This window comes from Geomonas diazotrophica (genome assembly GCF_019063885.1).
In the GTDB taxonomy this organism is placed as follows: domain Bacteria; phylum Desulfobacterota; class Desulfuromonadia; order Geobacterales; family Geobacteraceae; genus Geomonas; species Geomonas diazotrophica.
In genome coordinates this window covers 2834680-2850706 of record NZ_CP077684.1, presented here as the reverse complement: position 1 = coordinate 2850706, position 16027 = coordinate 2834680, and the positions used below count along the sequence as shown (strand labels likewise).

Sequence of the window (16027 nt, the reverse complement as noted above, 5' to 3'; positions counted from 1 at the left end):
GAGGAGACCATGAAAGCGTTACTGATAGGGGAATACCGCCAGGGGAAGCTCCTCGACACCACCTACGAACTCAAGGCCTTCGCCGACCGCCTCGGCGCCGACAGCGTGATGCTGCTGGTGGGGAGCGATAGCGAACTCCCGAAATATGACGGCAAGCTTTACCTGGCCGATGCCGCCAAATACGGCGAGTACAACCCCGACCAGCACAAGCAACTGGTGCTGCAGGCCGTCGAGAAGGAAAACCCGGACTGCATCGTCTTCGTCCATTCCTCCTACGGTTGGGACCTCGCCCCGCGCGTCGCCGTCGCTTTAAAGGCGGGCCAAGTCTCCGAGATTGTGGCGCTCAACGAGGGTGCCTACGAGGTGAATGCCTGCAACGCGAAGCTGCGCCGGACCGTGACGCCCAAAAGCGGCCGCTGCGTCCTCACCATCCAGGCGGGTGCCTTCACCCCGTCCGGCGAGCCGCAGGGTACGCCGCAGCCGGAACGGCTGGAGCTGTCGGGGACCGCCTCCGCCATCGAGTTCGTGGGCTACGAGGCCGCCGAACAGAAGGGGGTCGACCTCAGTAAGGCCGAGGTCATCGTGAGCGCCGGCCGCGGCGTGGGCAAGAAGGATAACGTCCCGGTCATCGCCGCCCTGGCCAGCGCCCTTGGGGGCGAACTCGGCGCGAGCCGCCCGGTGGTCGACGCCGGCTGGGTCGATCACAGCCACCAGGTGGGAACCACCGGGCAGACGGTGAGCCCCAAGCTCTACGTCGCCTGCGGCATCAGCGGCGCCATCCAGCACCTGGCGGGGATGAAGAAGGCCGACTTCATCGTTGCCATCAACAAGGACAAGGACGCCCCGATCGGCGAGATCGCCGACGTCCTGGTGGTGGCGGACGTGATGCAGTTCGTCCCCGCCTTCACCGCCAAGTGCGCGAGATGAAGCAGTAACCGATCCTGCCTAAGCAGGTAACCAAGGGGAGACACCGATGTTTCTCGATCTTACCGAAGAGCAGAAGCTGATACAGGAAACCGCCCGCAACTTCGCCCGTTCCGAGCTGGAACCGCTCGCGGCGAAGCTGGACCGGGAGGGGGACCGCCCCGCGTTCCTCGCCAACCTGAAGAAGCTGGCGGAGCTTGGCTTCATGGGGCTGAACGTCCAGGGGGAGTATGGCGGTTCCGAGGCGGGCGTGGTCGCCTTCAGCGTCGCCATGACCGAGATCGCCCGCGCCTGCGCCTCCACCGCGGTGACCGTCTCGGTGAACAACATGGTTTGCGAGGTGATCCAGGCCATCGGATCGCAGGAGCAAAAGGAGAAGTACATCCCGCGCATCTGTTCCGGTGTCTACGCCGCAGGGAGCTTCGCCCTCACCGAGACCGGCGCCGGTTCGGACCCCGCCGGCATGACCACTACCGCGCTCCTCGACGGTGACAGCTGGGTGCTGAACGGCTCCAAGATATTCATCACCAGCGCGCCCTACGCCGGGGTCTTCGTGGTCTGGGCCGTGACCGACAGGGAGGCCCCCAAAGGGAAGGGGATCAGCTGCTTCCTGGTGGAGCAGGGGACGCCGGGCCTCGTGATCGGCAAGCAGGAGGAGAAGACCGGGCAGCACGCCTCGGCGACCAACGAACTGGTCTTCGACAACTGCCGCATCCCGAAGGACGCGCTGATGGGGAAGTTGAACGACGGTTTCCGGATCGCCGTCGCCGAACTGGGCGGGGGGAGGATCGGTATCGGCTCCCTGGCGCTCGGGGTCGGCCTCGCAGCCATGGACTACGCGACCAGGTACAGCGCCGAGCGGGTGCAGTTCGGGCAGAAGATCAGCAGCTTCCAGGCCATCCAGTGGAAGATCGCCGACAGCTACACCGAACTGGAGGCGGCGCGCCTGCTGCTCATGAACGCCGCCTTCCGTAAGGAGAGCGGCCGTCCCTTCGCCAAGGAGGCGTCCATGGCCAAACTCTTCGCCACCGAGGCCGCCAACCGCGCCTGCTACGACGCGGTGCAGATGCTGGGAGGGTATGGCTACACCGCGGACTTCCCGGTCGAGCGATACGCCCGCGACGTCAGGATCACCTCGATCTACGAAGGAACCAGCGAGATCCAGCGGCTCATCATCGCACGGGAGATTCTGAAGAACCTCAGCTGAACGAATCAGATTGAGACAGAGATTAAGATTAAGAAGATCCCTTGCTTACCCCAAAACTTAATCTCTGTCTTAGTCTTAATCTGCCTTTAGGAGGGACGCATGAGTAGCGGCAAGCGGATCACGTTGCAGCAGGCGGCCGAGATCGTGAAGAACGGCTCCAGCCTGACTTTTTCCGGCTTCACCATCTGGCGGCGCCCCTTCGCGCTCGTCTACGAGCTGATCAGGCAGGGGAGGAAGGGGCTCCACCTCATCGAGGTGAACGGCGGGCCGCAGACCGAGTTCCTGGTCGGCGCCGGTTGCGTCGACATCTGGGAGTCGTGCTGGGTCGGCCACGAGCTCTACGGCAAGTACGGCGCGAACCTCTCCAGGAAGGTCGGCAACAAGGAGATCCTGGTCGAGGATTACAGCCACGCCGAGATGCTCTTCCGCTTCAGCGCGGCCGCCTCGGGCGCCCCCTACGCCGTGACCCAGACCTCGCTCGGCACCGACATCCACAACCCCGCCTACGACACGCTGGGGAACGCGGGGCTTCGCGACGGCAAGCGCATCCCGAGCCACAAGTACCGCTTCACCGAGGACCCCTTCTACGGGGCGGGCGCGCAGGTGCTGGTCCCGGCGGCCAAGGTGGACGTGGCCATCCTCTGCGTGCAGCAGGTGGGGGAGGAGGGGACGGTGCGGGTGAACGGCCAGTTCTACTCCGACCCCGAGGTGGCCAGGGCGGCCGACGTCACCATCGTCATGGCGGAGGAGATCGTTCCGGAGGAGTACCTGCGACGCGAGAGCGACCTGAACACCATCACCAGCTTCGAGGTGGATCACATCCTCGAGGTCCCCTTCGGCGCACACCCAACCGGCATGTTCGGCCGCTACGACGTGGACGGCGCGTTTTTGAAGGATTTCTACGCCGGGACCAGGACCCAGGAAGGTTTCGACGACTTCGCCAAGGAGTGGATCCATGGCCTGGATCACCTGGCCTACCTGGAGAAACTCGGCTGGCCGAAGATGCTGAACCTGAAGGCGAACACCGCGCTCAAGTACAGCACCGGCGTGAAAAGGGGGCAGTGACATGGACAAAGAGTTCGCAAAACCGGAAGAATACGGGCTGGCCGACCTCCTCTGCTGCGCCGCCTCCCGCGAGGTGCAGGACAACGAGATCGTCTTCGCCGGCACCGGGCTCCCCATGGTGGCCATCATGCTGGCGCAGAAGACCCACGCGCCCAACCTCAAGCTGATCTTCGAGGCGGGGACGCTCGACGGCCGCCCCCCCGAGATCCCCACCTCGGTCGGCGACGCCCGCTGCGAGATGGGCGCCTCGCGCTCCTCGGGGCTGCACGACGCCTTCAGCATCGCGCAGCGCGGCTACGTCGACCTCGGCTTTCTGGGAGGGGCCGAGGTGGACCAGTACGGCAACGTGAACACCACCTGCATCGGCGACTACCTGAACCCCGAACTGCGCCTGACCGGCAGCGGCGGCAACCCCGACATCAACTCCTTCGCCAGGCGCACCGTGTTCATCATGGTGCACGAGAAGCGCCGTTTCACCGAGCAGGTGAGCTACATCACGAGCCCCGGGTGGCGGGTGCGCAAGTGGCCGGGAGGCGAGACGGTGCACCGGCGCGAGCTCTACGGCGCTGCCTACCGCGGCGGCCCCTCGGCGGTGATCTCCACGCTCGGGGTGTTCCGTTTCGACGACGAGAGCGGCCGGATCTACCTCGACACCTGCCACGCCGGCAACTCTCCCGAGCAGATCCGGGACATGTGCCAGTTCGACCTCGACATCACGCGGGTGAGCGGCGAGACCCTCCCTCCCACCAGGGAGGAGCTGCACTTCATCCACGAGGTGCTCGATCCGGGACAAATCTTCATTCCCAAGGTAAAACCGGTGTAACCCAAAACTATTTCCTCATAGGCGATGATCTTCCATTAGTCCCCTCTCCCTCCGGGAGAGGGGATGTGGACGTATCTGGCCGGGGATCAAGAACAAGTAGAAATTTTTTTGACCAGGTTTTGCATTTTACGTCAACGTCAATGGAGCTGGCAATGCTAGTCGTAGCCTGCATCAAACAGGTGCCGGACACAACCCAGGTACAGATCGACCCGGTGACCAACACCCTGGTGCGCGAAGGGATCCCCTTCATCGTCAACCCCTACGACGCCCACGCCCTGGAAGAGGCCCTCAGGCTGAAGGACCGCTTCGGCTTCAGAGTCGCGGCACTTTCCATGGGGCCCCCAAATGCCGAGGCCACCCTCAAGAAGGCGCTGGCCCTCGGGGTGGATGAGGCCATCCTCCTCTCCGACCGCGTCTTCGGCGGGGCGGACACCCTGGCCACCAGCCGGGTGCTCTCCGAGGCGATCGGGAGGCTGAACCTGCGGGAAAAAGTGGGGATCGTCATCTGCGGCAAGCAGACCATCGACGGCGACACGGCCCAGGTGGGCCCCGGTATCGCCACCAGGCTCGGCTACACCCAGCTCACCCTGGTGGACCGGATCGAGAAGCTCGATCCCCTGCAGGGGAGGATCACGGTGCGGCGCAAACTGGAAGGGCGCCACGAGACCGTGGAGGCACCATTACCGGTGCTGCTCACCGTGGTGCGCGAACTGAACCGCCCGCGCTACCCGACCGTCCCCATGCGGCTGGAGTCCGCGGAGGCGACGGTGCAGGTCTGGAGCAACCGGGAGCTGCAGCTGGACCAGGAAGGGATCGGCCTGAAAGGCTCCCCGACCTGGGTGAGCCGCATCTTCTCCCCGGAAAGGCAGAAAGGGGAGATCGTGGGCGATGGCGCCGCCGACCCGGCAGGAGCCGCCGACCTGCTGGTAGACAAACTTTTGAGCAGGGATCTGCTCGTCGTATAGGGAGCCCAGGTGATGAGCGAGGCGCAGGGAGGGACGAAGAGGCCGCGAGGGAAGGCGCGGCTTTTGGAAGGAAGGTGTATCGCCTGCGGCGGGCGCTGCCAAAGCGCCTGTCCGGTCAACGCCGTCGAGATGACCGACGGCGGCGAGCCCGAGATCGTTGCCGCGAGCTGCATAGGCTGCGTGAAGTGCGTCAAGGTCTGCCCGGCCCAGGCGCTGGAGATCGTCTTCACGGCGGGAGAGCGGCGCATCCTGGAGCAACTGGCCGGGGAACGCGCCGGAGGCGAGGAGGAAGTCGATCCGGAGGCGCGGGCCCTTTCCGAAAGACTCGCCGCCTATCGCGGTGTCTGGGTCTTCGTCGAGCAGACCGAAGGAGAGCCGGCCCGGGTCTCCTGGGAGCTGATAGGGAAGGGAAGGGAGCTGGCCGACGCCCTGGGGGTGCCTCTCTCCGCCGTGGTGGTGGGCTCGCGGGTCGAGGAGCTCTGTTACGAATCCTTCTGCTACGGTGCCGACCAGGCCTACCTCGTCGACGAGCCGGTGTTCCGGCACTACCGCACCGAGGCATACCTGAAGGCGGTCTGCCGGCTGATCGACAGCTACCGCCCCGAGATCGTGCTCATGGGAGCGACCGGGCTGGGACGGGACTTGGCCGGAGCCGTGGCGACCGTGGTCGGCACCGGGCTCACCGCCGACTGCACCGGGCTCGGCATCGACGAGCGCCGCAACCTCATGCAGACCCGTCCCGCCTTCGGCGGCAACATCATGGCCACCATCATGTGCGACAAGTTCCGGCCCCAGATGGCGACAGTCCGTCCCCACGTCATGGCGCTACCCGAGCGAGTCGCCGGGAGCAGCGGCACCGTGATCAGGGTGCGCAGCAAGGTGCGGGAAGAAGAGATCCTCACCAAGGTGCTGGAAATTGTCTCGGACCGGAGCAAGGACCAGGTCGATGTCGCCGGCGCCGAGTTCATCGTCTCCGGCGGGCGCGGCATGATGGGGAAGGAGAACTTCGTGCTGCTGCAGGAGTTGGCTGACGAGCTGGGCGGCGTGGTCGGCGCCTCGCGCAGCGCCGTCGACGCCGGGTGGATGCCGCACGAGCGGCAGGTGGGGCAGACCGGAAAGACGGTGCGTCCCAAGATCTACATCGCCTGCGGCATCAGCGGCGCCATTCAGCACCTGGTCGGGATGCAGGACTCCGACGTGATCATCGCCATTAACCGTGACCCCGAGGCCCCCATCTTCGAAGTCGCCCATCTCGGCATCGTGGGAGATTTGTTTGAAGTCGTCCCGGCCCTCACCGAGCGGCTGCGGAGCCTGAAGCAGAAGGCGCCGGAAACGGCCGTCTGCAGCAACGGCTAAAAGACCAAACAAAAAAGCCCCAACGCAAAGGCGCCAAGGCGCGAAGGCGCAAAGAAGTAAAGGGTTACCCCTCATAAGTTTTTTCCTTGCGTCTCTGCGGCTCCGCGCCTTTGCGTTAAAGCCTTTGTGCATCTAAAGGATTGACCATGTCCCCGAACCCGAAACTCTTCGCCGTACTCCTGCTTCTCTCCGCCTCCGTCTTCGTCCTCGGCTGCTGCCGGCGGTTCAGCCTCGTGGCCCTCGGGCGTCCCGAGGAGCGCCTCGATGCGCCGGGTGCGCGCTGCCTACGGATGTTCCGGCTCGCCTTCGGACAGCAGAGGGTGCTGGGCAAACCCTTCGGCCTTAACCACTTCGTCATCTTCTGGTCCTTCATCGTCCTCGCCCTCGCCAACGCCGAGTTCCTGGCCAGCGGCCTTTTGCCGCAGGCAACCTTCGCCGTGCTCCCGGCGCCGCTCCACCACGCCCTGCTTCTGCTCTTCGACCTGGTCTCCCTCCTGAGCCTGGCCTGCGTCCTCATCGCCTGCGCCCGCAGGCTCTTCTTCCCCGAACCCTCCCTGAGCAGCGACTACGTCAAGGCGCGCAGCCCGGAGGCGTTCCTGATCCTCTCCCTGATCGCCCTGCTCATGCTGGCCTACTTCGGCCTGCACGCAGCGAGGATCGCCATGGGGAGCGAGGATCCCGCCGCCATGCCGGTCTCCGCCTTCATCGCGTGGCACCTGCCGGCGGCGCTGGCGGCCGATCCCTCGGCACTGGCAACCGGGTCCTGGTGGCTGCACGCCCTCGCGCTCCTCTCCTTTCTCGCCTACCTCCCCCGGAGCAAGCACATGCACATCCTGACCGCCATCCCCAACTGTTTCCTTGCCGGCCGGGAGCGCCCCAACACGCAGCCCCGCGAGGAGTTCGCCAGGGGGATGAGCTTCGGCGTCGGGCGGGTGGACCAGTTCACCTGGAAGGACCTCTTCGATTCCTTTTCCTGCACCGAGTGCGGCCGCTGCCAGGAGGCCTGCCCCGCTGCCGCAACGGGAAAGTCGCTCAACCCGCGCGCCGTGATCCATGCCGTGAAGACCAACCTCCTGGCCAACGGCGCCGCTCTGCGGGCCGGGGAGGAGCCCGCGCTGCCGCTCATCGGAGCGGCAGGGGAGGGGAGCGCTACCGAACCGGGCATCTGGGCCTGCACCACCTGCGGGGCCTGCATGAACGTCTGCCCGGTGCTCATCGAGCACATGCCCAAGATCGTCAAGATGCGCCGCCACCTGGTGCAGATGAAGTCCGCCTTCCCGGAGGAGTTGGCCACCTTCTTCGAAAACATCGAGGCGAGGAGCAACCCCTGGGGGATCGCCCCCACCGAGAGGACCAAGTGGCACTCAGCCCTTGAGGTCAGGCCGTTCGAAGCGGGTAAGACCGAATACCTGCTCTACGTCGGCTGCGCGGGAGCCTTCGATGCGCGGCAGAAGCAGGTGACGGTTGCCCTGGCCACGATCCTGGACGCCGCCGGCGTCTCCTGGGGCACCTTGGGCAAGGATGAGCGCTGCTGCGGCGACAGCCTGCGCCGTCTGGGCAACGAGTACGTCTTCGACCGGACCGCGCGCGATAACGTCAGCCTCTTCGCCGAGCGCGGGGTGAGGAAAATCGTCACCCAGTGCCCTCACTGCTTCTCCGCGCTCAAGAACGATTACCGCCAGTACGGCGTCGAACTGGAAGTGGTGCACCACTCGGAACTGATAGCCGCACTCCTCGCCGCTGGGCGGTTGCAGCTGAAGAAGCAGGTTTCCGACCTGGGGCGGCTGCTCTTTCACGACTCCTGCTACCTGGGGCGGCACAACGACGTCTACGACGCCCCCCGGCATGCCCTGCAGGCCGTTACCGGCGCCGCACCTGCAGAGTTCGACCGCAACACGGAACGCTCCTTCTGCTGCGGGGCGGGAGGGGGGCGGATGTGGCAGGAGGAGCAGGAAGGGGAGAGGATAAACCTGAACCGGGTGAGGGAGGCGCTGCGGCAGAAACCGGACACCATCTGCGTCAGCTGTCCCTACTGCCTCACCATGATGGAGGACGGCCTGAAGGACCTGCAGGGGGGCGGGGTGAGGGTGAAAGAACTGGCTGAGGTCGTGGCGGAGGGGCTGCGCCCCTGAAAACGGGTTATTTGCCAACGCCGCGTTAAAAATCTTTTTTATCTCCCGTTAATGTGATAGCCTGCACCGGTTTCGCGGCAACCTCATCCGGAAGGGATCGCAATGGGAGACGATGCAGCCAAGTACCACGCCCTGTTCGACCGGATGGCCCAGGGCGCCTTCTTCCAGTCGGCTGACGGCGCCCTGACCGATGTCAACCCGGCCGCCCTGGAGATGTCCGGCCTGACGCGCGACGAGTTCCTGGGGCGGACCTCGATGAACCCGGACTGGCGCGTCATCGCGGAGGACGGGTCCGAACTTCCTCCCGAGCTGCACCCCTCCATGGTCGCCCTCAAAAGCGGCCGTCCCGTACTCGACTTCGTAGCCGGCGTCTTCAACCCGCAAAAAAGACATTTCTGCTGGTTCAACCTGAACGCCATCCCTATGTTCCACCCCGGGGAGTCCTCGCCGTACCAGGTCTTCGTGACCATGCACGACATCTCCTGCCATAAACGGCTCAACGACATCCATCTCTCCCGCATCAACCTGATGCAGTACGCCGATGCGCATACCCTGGAAGAGCTCATGGTGGAAGCGCTCGACGAGGTGGAAAGGCTGACCGAAAGCAGCATCGGCTTCTATCACCTTTTCGATGCCGCGAGCAAAAGCGTGGAACTGAGAGCCTGGTCCACCAACACCTTGCAGAGGTTCTGCGGCATCGAGGATCGGGATCGCCACTACAGTATCGACCAGGCCGGCGTCTGGGTCGATTGCCTTCATTTGGGCAAAGCCACCATCTACAACGACTACGAAAGGCTCCGCCACCGCAAAGGGCTCCCCGCCGGGCACGCCCCGGTCGTGCGCATCCTGGTGATGCCGGTCAAAAGGAACGGGGAGGTGGTCGCCATCCTCGGCGTCGGCAACAAGGCCACCGACTACACCGAAGCCGACGTCCGTACCGTCACCCTCTTCGCCGACCTCACCTGGGACGTCGCCCAGCAAAAGCAGATGCAGAACAGGCTGCTCGCCAAGACGGAGGAGCTGAAACAGGCCAACGAGTTTCTCGAGCAGCGGGTCAGCCAGCGCACTGCCGACCTGCAGGCGGCCATCCGGGAGCGCGAGTCCTTCAGCTACTCGGTGTCGCACGACCTCAGGGCGCCCTTGCGGCACATAAGCAGCTACAGTTCGATCCTCATCGAGGAGTACGGGCAGGCGCTGCCGTACGAGGCCCGTACCTATCTGGACCGGATGAGGGGCGCCGCCAACCAGATGGGGGCGCTCATCGACCACCTGCTGGAACTCTCGAAGGTGGCGCGGGCACCCATCCTGCCTGAACCCGTCGACCTCAGTGCCGCCGCGGCCGCCATCCTGCAGATGCTGCAGGAAACCGAGCCGCATCGTCTGGTATGCCAGGAGGTAGAGCCCGGCCTCACCGTCCATGGAGACGCCCACCTGATCAACCAGCTTTTGGGCAACCTGTTGGGAAACGCCTGGAAGTACACCTCCAAGACCCCTTTCCCGAGGATCGCCGTGGGCAAGTCCACCGTCTCTGGCGAAGAAGCCTTCTTCGTGACCGACAACGGCGCCGGCTTCGACATGAGCTACCGGGGCAAGCTTTTCAAGCCCTTCGAGCGGCTGCACGGCTCCGAATTCGACGGAATGGGGATAGGGCTTGCCACCTCGCACCAGATCGTCGAGCGCCACGGCGGCAGGATCTGGGGCGAAGGTACGGTGGGCAAGGGTGCCACCTTCTACTTCACCCTGGGGGGGTGAAAACACAAGCGGAAGCCCCTGAGCCCCCTTCGTCTGTTATTCGACGACTTCCGGGGGCACTGTCTTCTGAACGGCCATGATGCTCGGCAGGTTGCTTTCGATCCAGTCGGCCAGCGACTCGACTTTCTCGCCGATGGCCCTCCCCAGCGGGGTCAGCGAGTATTCCACGTGGGGCGGCACCACCGGGAAGGAGACCCGGTCGACAAAGCCGTCCCTCTCCAGGTATTGGAGCGTCTGCGCCAGCATCTTTTCACTCACCCCGCCCACCTTGCGCCGCAACTCGCTGAAACGGTGCGTCTTTTCCATCAGGGCGACCAGCACGAGAACTCCCCACTGACTGGTCACATGCTTCAGTATTTCCCGGGACGGACACTGCACGCAGAACAGCTCCCCGCGGCGCATCTGGTCCGACAGGCTCACTACTTCCGGCTCACTCATGACACTTACCTTTTTGTGCGTACTTACTTTTTGTAATCGTTGTTGCTATGCTCCACCTGTAACATAGATCCAACGCAGACATAAAGGAGATAGTCACATGATCGTCATTACCGGAGCAACCGGACAGTTAGGACGCCTCGCCATCGCATCGCTGCTCAAGAAGGTTCCCGCTTCCCGCATCGTCGCCGCCGTGCGCAACCCCGACAAGGCCAAGGACCTCTCCTCTCTTGGGGTACATGTGCGCCAGGCCGACTACAACTCCCCCGAGACCTGGGCATCCGCCCTTGCCGGTGCCGAGAAGCTGCTGCTGATCTCCTCCAGCGAAGTCGGGCAGCGCGTCAGCCAGCACCGCACCGTTATCGAAGCGGCGAAAAAGGCTGGCGTGAAGCTCCTGGCCTACACCAGCCTGCTGCGCGCCGACAGCTCTCCGCTCGGCCTGGCCGCCGAGCATCTCGCCACCGAAACGCTGATCCGCGAATCGAGCATCCCCTTCGTTATCCTGCGTAATGGCTGGTACACCGAGAACTACGCCGCCAGCATTGCTCCAGCCGTCGAACACGGCTCCTTCTACGGTTCCGCCGGCGATGGCCGGATTGCATCCGCCGCCCGCGCCGATTACGCGGAAGCGGCCGTTGCCGTGCTCACCACGGAAGGGCATCGGGGGCGGGTCTACGAACTGGCCGGCGACACCACCTACACCCTCACCGAGTTCGCCGCGGAGATATCCCGCCAGTATGGCAAGCCGGTCAACTACGTGAACCTTCCCGAGCTCGAGTACAAACAACTCCTCGTATCGGTCGGACTTCCTGAACCCCTCGCAGCGCTTCTGGCCGACTCCGACAGCGGCGCCGCCAAGGGCGGCCTCTTCGACGGCAGTCGTCAGCTGAGCTCCCTGATCGGCAGGCCGACCACCTCCCTGGAAGCGGTGATAGCAAAAGGCAAAGCAGGTGTCTGACGCAGGTATTTGCTCCGTGAGTTTCCAAAGAGAAAGGCCCGCCGGTGTTACCGGACGGGCTTTTTCCACTTTTCACCTCAATCTCTTTATAATCAAAGGGGGAGACGACATGCCCCGGTGAAAAGGAGTACAGAGATGAAAACGAGAGTCCGGTATCTGGTTGGAATAGTGGTGCTATCCTCACTGCTCTCTGCCTGCATTATCGTGCCGGTGGACGGTTATTACGGGCACCACGGATATTATTACGATGACTATGGCGGCCATTACGGGCGCGGCCCGTATGGTGGGCGCAGGTAGTTTAGGTGAAGCCCGAAGTGATAAAAGCATAGAAACGCCCGCTGGTGCTGACCGGCGGGCGTTTTCATTAGAGCGGTTCACTGTCTTGTACTATCCGCATTCCTCCCCCTCCTCCACGGTAACCCATTCAAGTTTCTGCCGCCTGCACCGATACGGTCAACGAGTAGCAAAGAACATAAGCGGCTATTACGCATTGCTTGAGATGCCGGGTCCCGTCTCTCTCGTGGCGCATCAAACGGGCAATCACAAGCAGCGGGCATGTTAGCAAGGAGGAGTAATGAGGAGCATAATCCGTTTGTTTGGCTTGGTGTTGTTTCTGGCGCTTTTCCCCGGGGTCGCCTCTGCCCAAGGAACTTTCGTGATCGGGGTCGCTCCCCACACCAGTGCCAGGGTAATTCTCGAGATGTACCAGCCGTTGCGGCTTTACCTCGGCAAGAGCCTGAACATGCCGGTGGAGGTGGTTACCGCACCCGACTTCGACGAATTCGCCCGGCGCGCCTTGGCCCAGAAGTACGACCTCGCCATCACCACCGGTCACCAGGCGCGGCTGCTGCAAGTCGACGCCGGCTACCTGCCGCAACTCACCTACAAGGCCGACTTCAAGGCGGTCACCATCGTCCCCCGAAACAGCGACGTAACCAAGCCGGCGGATCTGAAAGGGAGGAAGGTCCTCGGGCTCAGCGCGGCATCGCTGGTAACCCTCTGGGGGGAGCACTGGCTCGCCGAAAATCACGTTGCCTCGCTGCCGGTGAAATTCGTCAGCGCCTCGGACAGCGTGGCGCAGTTACTGTTGACCGGTGAAGCCGCTGCCGGCTTCACGTCGCTGGCCAACTTCCAGAAGCTGCGCCCGGAGGTGCAAGGGCAGTTGCGCATCATCGCCCAAAGCGCTCCCCTTGCCGGCAGGGTCTACCTGCTTAACCAGCGCTGGTCCGCTCGTGAAAAGGCGATCAATGCAGCCCTTTGGACCTTTGCGGAGACGGCGGAGGGAAAACGCTATTTCGACACCAACAAGCTCGGCGGCTACCGAAAGCTCCACCATGGGGAACTGGAAGGTATGGACCACTATGCGGCCGAGGTCAAAAGGCTGCTGAAAAAAGAAGAAAGATGAGAGCGCTCGCTCCCTGGTCAACGGTGCGGGGGCGCCTGTTGATGCTTGCCATCGGCATCGAAATTCTGATGTTGTTCGTGATGGTGTTCAACAGCTTACGGCTTCTGCACGGTGCGATGACCAAGCAGGCCCTGTGGCAGGCCGACCAGATGTCGCCGGTCCTCATCGCAGCCCTTACCGCACCCCTTGCACAGCAGGATTTCGCCACCGTCCAGGCCGTCATCGACGAGAGCCGGCGTGCCGGCGGGGTCAAGTACATCGTGATTCTGGACAGCGCAGGGAGGCGGGTCGCCTCCAGCGGCTGGGGGCGTGACCAGGCCCTTCCTCCCCCCAGTGTACGGTTCGAGTTGTTCCAGGAGACCCAGGCTCCGCGCTACGACGTGCTGGTCCCCATTGCCCAGACGGGGCAGCCCCTGGGTACCCTCCAATTCGGCCTGGATCTCTCGCAGATCGTTTCCGCGCGGCACCTCCTGTTGCTGCAGGGCGGGACCATCGCCATTATCGAGGTGCTCCTTTCCACGGTGATACTGACCCTGCTCGGGTACTGGTTGACCCGGCACCTGGTCACCCTCACCAAGGCGAGCCTGGAGGTTGCCAATGGCAACCTGACACCGGCGCCGGTGCGGGAGGGGCAAGACGATGTGGGGCGGCTGGGGGCGGCCTTCAACATGATGTCTCGCGCCATCTCGGAACGGGTGAGAGAGCTGACCCTGGCCAAGGAAGCGTTGCAGGAACGTGCCCGGGATCTCGAAGATTTGAATCTGACCCTGGAGTCCAGGGTGCAGGAAGAGGTGGCGAAGAACCGGGAGAAGGACAACTACCTCACCCAGCAGGAGAAGATGGCCTCCATCGGGCAGCTTGCCGCCGGCGTAGCCCACGAGATAAACAACCCCATGGGGTTCGTCACCAGCAACCTGTCCACGCTCGGGAAGTACCTGCAACGCCTGGAGGAATTCATCGCAGCGCAGGACGAGGCCATCAGGAAAGGAGGTGACGACGCCGGCTCCGATGCGCTCTCCCAAACCCGAAAGCAGCTGAAGATCGATCACATCCTCGATGACGGCAAACAACTGATTGCGGAATCCCTGGAAGGGGGAGGGCGGGTGCAGCACATTGTCCAGAGCCTGAAGAACTTCTCCCGGGTAGACCGGGTTCAATACTCGCAGGTCGATCTGAACGAATGTCTCGAAACCACCATCAGCATCGCCTGGAACGAGATCAAGTACGTCGCCACCTTGAGGCGGGAGTTCGGGGTACTCCCCCCAGTCTGCTGTTACCCGCAGCAGCTCAACCAGGTGTTTCTCAACCTGTTGATCAACGCCTCGCAGGCCATAGAGAGTTCCGGGGAGATCGTAGTCCGAACCTGGAGCGACGGTGAGGACGTCTTCGTCTCGGTAAGCGACACCGGCAAGGGGATCCCCCAGGAGATCATCAACCGGATCTTCGAACCCTTTTTCACCACCAAGGACGTTGGCAAGGGTACCGGCCTTGGGCTGTCGATCAGTTACGACATCATCAGGAAGCACAGCGGCGAGATCGCCGTGGAAAGTACCCCCGGCGCCGGTACCATCTTCAAGGTAAGGCTGCCGGTGAGCCAGGAGGCATGTGTGGCGTAGACTCCCGAAACGGAAAAACCGCTTAGCCACGGAGATAATCTGAGAAAATCTGAGAACCGCACGACACTTTGAGGGGGAAACCCCTCTTTTTTTGTTTTTGATTTCCGCTTTTCTCAGAAGTCCTCAGATTTTCTCCGTGGCCAATGGTTCTGGGTTATACTGCTATGAGAGTGAACGGCAGCGCGGACTGTGGGGCGAGAGGAAGGTTATGGCGATTGTGGCGATGATTCTTGGGGCTGTGCTGGTGCTCCTGGTGCTTTGGGAGGGATTCGAGACCATCATCCTGCCGCGCCGGGTGACCCGCCGCTTCCGCATCACGCGGGTCTTCTACCGCAGCAGTTGGCGTCCCTGGACGTGGCTCATCCACAACTTCGTTCCGGCCAAGCGCCGGGAAACCTGGTTGAGCTACTTCGGCCCGCTGTCGCTGCTGCTTCTTTTGAGCCTCTGGGCGGCGGTGCTGATCGCCGGTTTCGCGCTCATCCACTGGGGCGGTTCCTGGCTTTTGTATCGCGACGGCGGCACCGAACTGATAAGTGACCTCTACCTGAGCGGCACCACCTTCTTCACCCTCGGCATCGGCGACGTGGTGCCCAAAACGAGCCTGGGACGCCTGCTGGTGGTGGTCGAATCGGGAATGGGGTTCGCTTTCCTGGCCCTTGTCATCAGCTACCTGCCGGCTCTGAACCAGTCCTTCGCCCGACGCGAGGTGAGCATCTCCCTGCTCGACGCCCGGGCCGGCTCACCTCCCACCGCTTCGGAGATGCTGCGCAGACACAGCCATCACGGAGGTGCGGAATCGCTTCGCGAGCTGCTGCACGAATGGGAGCGCTGGTCCGCGGAGTTTCTCGAGGGGCATCTTTCCTATCCTGTGCTCGCCTATTTCCGTTCCCAACACGACAACCAGTCCTGGCTGACCGCGCTTACCGCGATTTTGGACACCTGCGCCCTGATCATGGCGGGGGTGGAGGGAACCTGCAACCGCCAGGCGGAGCTCACCTTTGCCATGTCGCGCCATGCGGTAGTCGATCTGGCGCTCGTGTTCAAGACCCAGCCGCGGCAACTGGGGGCTGACCGGCTCCCGTCGGCGAAGCTGGACGAAATCTGCGACATTCTTCGCCGCAGCGGCCACACGCTGAAGGAGAGGGACGTCCTGGAACAGAACCTTGCCGAGTTGCGCCTCATGTACGAGCCCTACGTCAACGCGCTCTCCCGGCATTTCAAGGTCGGTCTTCCTCCGTGGGTGGCGCGGGAAAACGGGGTGGACAACTGGCAGGCCAGCTTCTGGAAGCCCCCGGCGAAGCACCACAAAGCCCAGGAGGAGGTTGAGGAAAGGCATTTTTGAGCCGTTTAGTCGAGTGTCCCCGTCGCTTCCTTTTTCCTTAGGTTGCT

The 16027-nt window shown here is 63.3% G+C and carries 13 protein-coding genes; 12 read left to right on the top strand and 1 reads right to left on the bottom strand.

The features are described from left to right. The first annotated feature begins 9 nt into the window (after positions 1–9). The 8 genes from KP003_RS12425 to KP003_RS12390 all read left to right on the top strand — a co-directional run bounded on the left by KP003_RS12425 (position 10) and on the right by KP003_RS12390 (position 10224). Entirely contained in the window at positions 10–927 is a 918-nt protein-coding gene (locus KP003_RS12425; protein ID WP_216788604.1) for an electron transfer flavoprotein subunit alpha/FixB family protein, read from the top strand. Between the two features lie 46 nt (positions 928–973). After that, the gene (locus KP003_RS12420; RefSeq protein WP_216788603.1) at positions 974–2131 is read left to right on the top strand and encodes an acyl-CoA dehydrogenase family protein; all 1158 of its coding nucleotides are present in this window, start codon (positions 974–976) and stop codon (positions 2129–2131) included. A gap of 99 nt (positions 2132–2230) precedes the next feature. Further along, complete coding sequence (locus KP003_RS12415) at positions 2231–3196, top strand: CoA transferase subunit A (RefSeq protein ID WP_216497882.1); 966 nt, start codon at positions 2231–2233, stop codon at positions 3194–3196. Position 3197: 1 nt separating this feature from the next. Further along, positions 3198–4019 (top strand): CoA-transferase subunit beta, encoded by an 822-nt coding sequence (locus KP003_RS12410; RefSeq protein WP_216497881.1) that lies wholly within the window; start codon positions 3198–3200, stop codon positions 4017–4019. 152 nt (positions 4020–4171) lie between these two features. After that, the gene (locus KP003_RS12405; RefSeq protein WP_216788601.1) at positions 4172–4984 is read left to right on the top strand and encodes an electron transfer flavoprotein subunit beta/FixA family protein; all 813 of its coding nucleotides are present in this window, start codon (positions 4172–4174) and stop codon (positions 4982–4984) included. Between the two features lie 12 nt (positions 4985–4996). Further along, on the top strand, positions 4997–6340 hold the full coding sequence (locus KP003_RS12400; protein ID WP_216788599.1) for an electron transfer flavoprotein subunit alpha: 1344 nt from the start codon (positions 4997–4999) through the stop codon (positions 6338–6340). Positions 6341–6486: 146 nt separating this feature from the next. Then, complete coding sequence (locus KP003_RS12395) at positions 6487–8472, top strand: (Fe-S)-binding protein (RefSeq protein WP_216788597.1); 1986 nt, start codon at positions 6487–6489, stop codon at positions 8470–8472. A 102-nt stretch (positions 8473–8574) separates the two neighbouring features. Then, positions 8575–10224 carry a PAS domain-containing sensor histidine kinase gene (locus tag KP003_RS12390; RefSeq protein WP_217299642.1) on the top strand — a complete coding sequence of 550 codons (1650 nt, stop codon included), beginning with the start codon at positions 8575–8577 and terminating at the stop codon, positions 10222–10224. A 36-nt stretch (positions 10225–10260) separates the two neighbouring features. Here KP003_RS12390 and KP003_RS12385 read toward each other — a convergent pair whose 3' ends face one another. After that, positions 10261–10662: a winged helix-turn-helix transcriptional regulator gene (locus tag KP003_RS12385; protein ID WP_216497876.1), complete on the bottom strand. Its 402-nt coding sequence runs from the start codon at positions 10660–10662 to the stop codon at positions 10261–10263. A 97-nt stretch (positions 10663–10759) separates the two neighbouring features. Here KP003_RS12385 and KP003_RS12380 point away from each other — a divergent pair, with 97 nt between their 5' ends. From KP003_RS12380 to KP003_RS12365, 4 genes are all read left to right on the top strand, one after another. Then, complete coding sequence (locus KP003_RS12380; protein ID WP_216788593.1) at positions 10760–11617, top strand: SDR family oxidoreductase; 858 nt, start codon at positions 10760–10762, stop codon at positions 11615–11617. A 574-nt stretch (positions 11618–12191) separates the two neighbouring features. Continuing rightward, positions 12192–13022, top strand: a complete 831-nt coding sequence (locus tag KP003_RS12375; RefSeq protein WP_216788591.1) for a phosphate/phosphite/phosphonate ABC transporter substrate-binding protein — start codon at positions 12192–12194, stop codon at positions 13020–13022. Next, entirely contained in the window at positions 13019–14638 is a 1620-nt protein-coding gene (locus KP003_RS12370) for a sensor histidine kinase (protein WP_216788590.1), read from the top strand. Before KP003_RS12375 ends, KP003_RS12370 begins: the two co-directional genes overlap by 4 nt. A gap of 208 nt (positions 14639–14846) precedes the next feature. Further along, the gene (locus KP003_RS12365) at positions 14847–15980 is read left to right on the top strand and encodes a potassium channel family protein (RefSeq protein ID WP_216788588.1); all 1134 of its coding nucleotides are present in this window, start codon (positions 14847–14849) and stop codon (positions 15978–15980) included. Positions 15981–16027 lie beyond the last annotated feature (47 nt).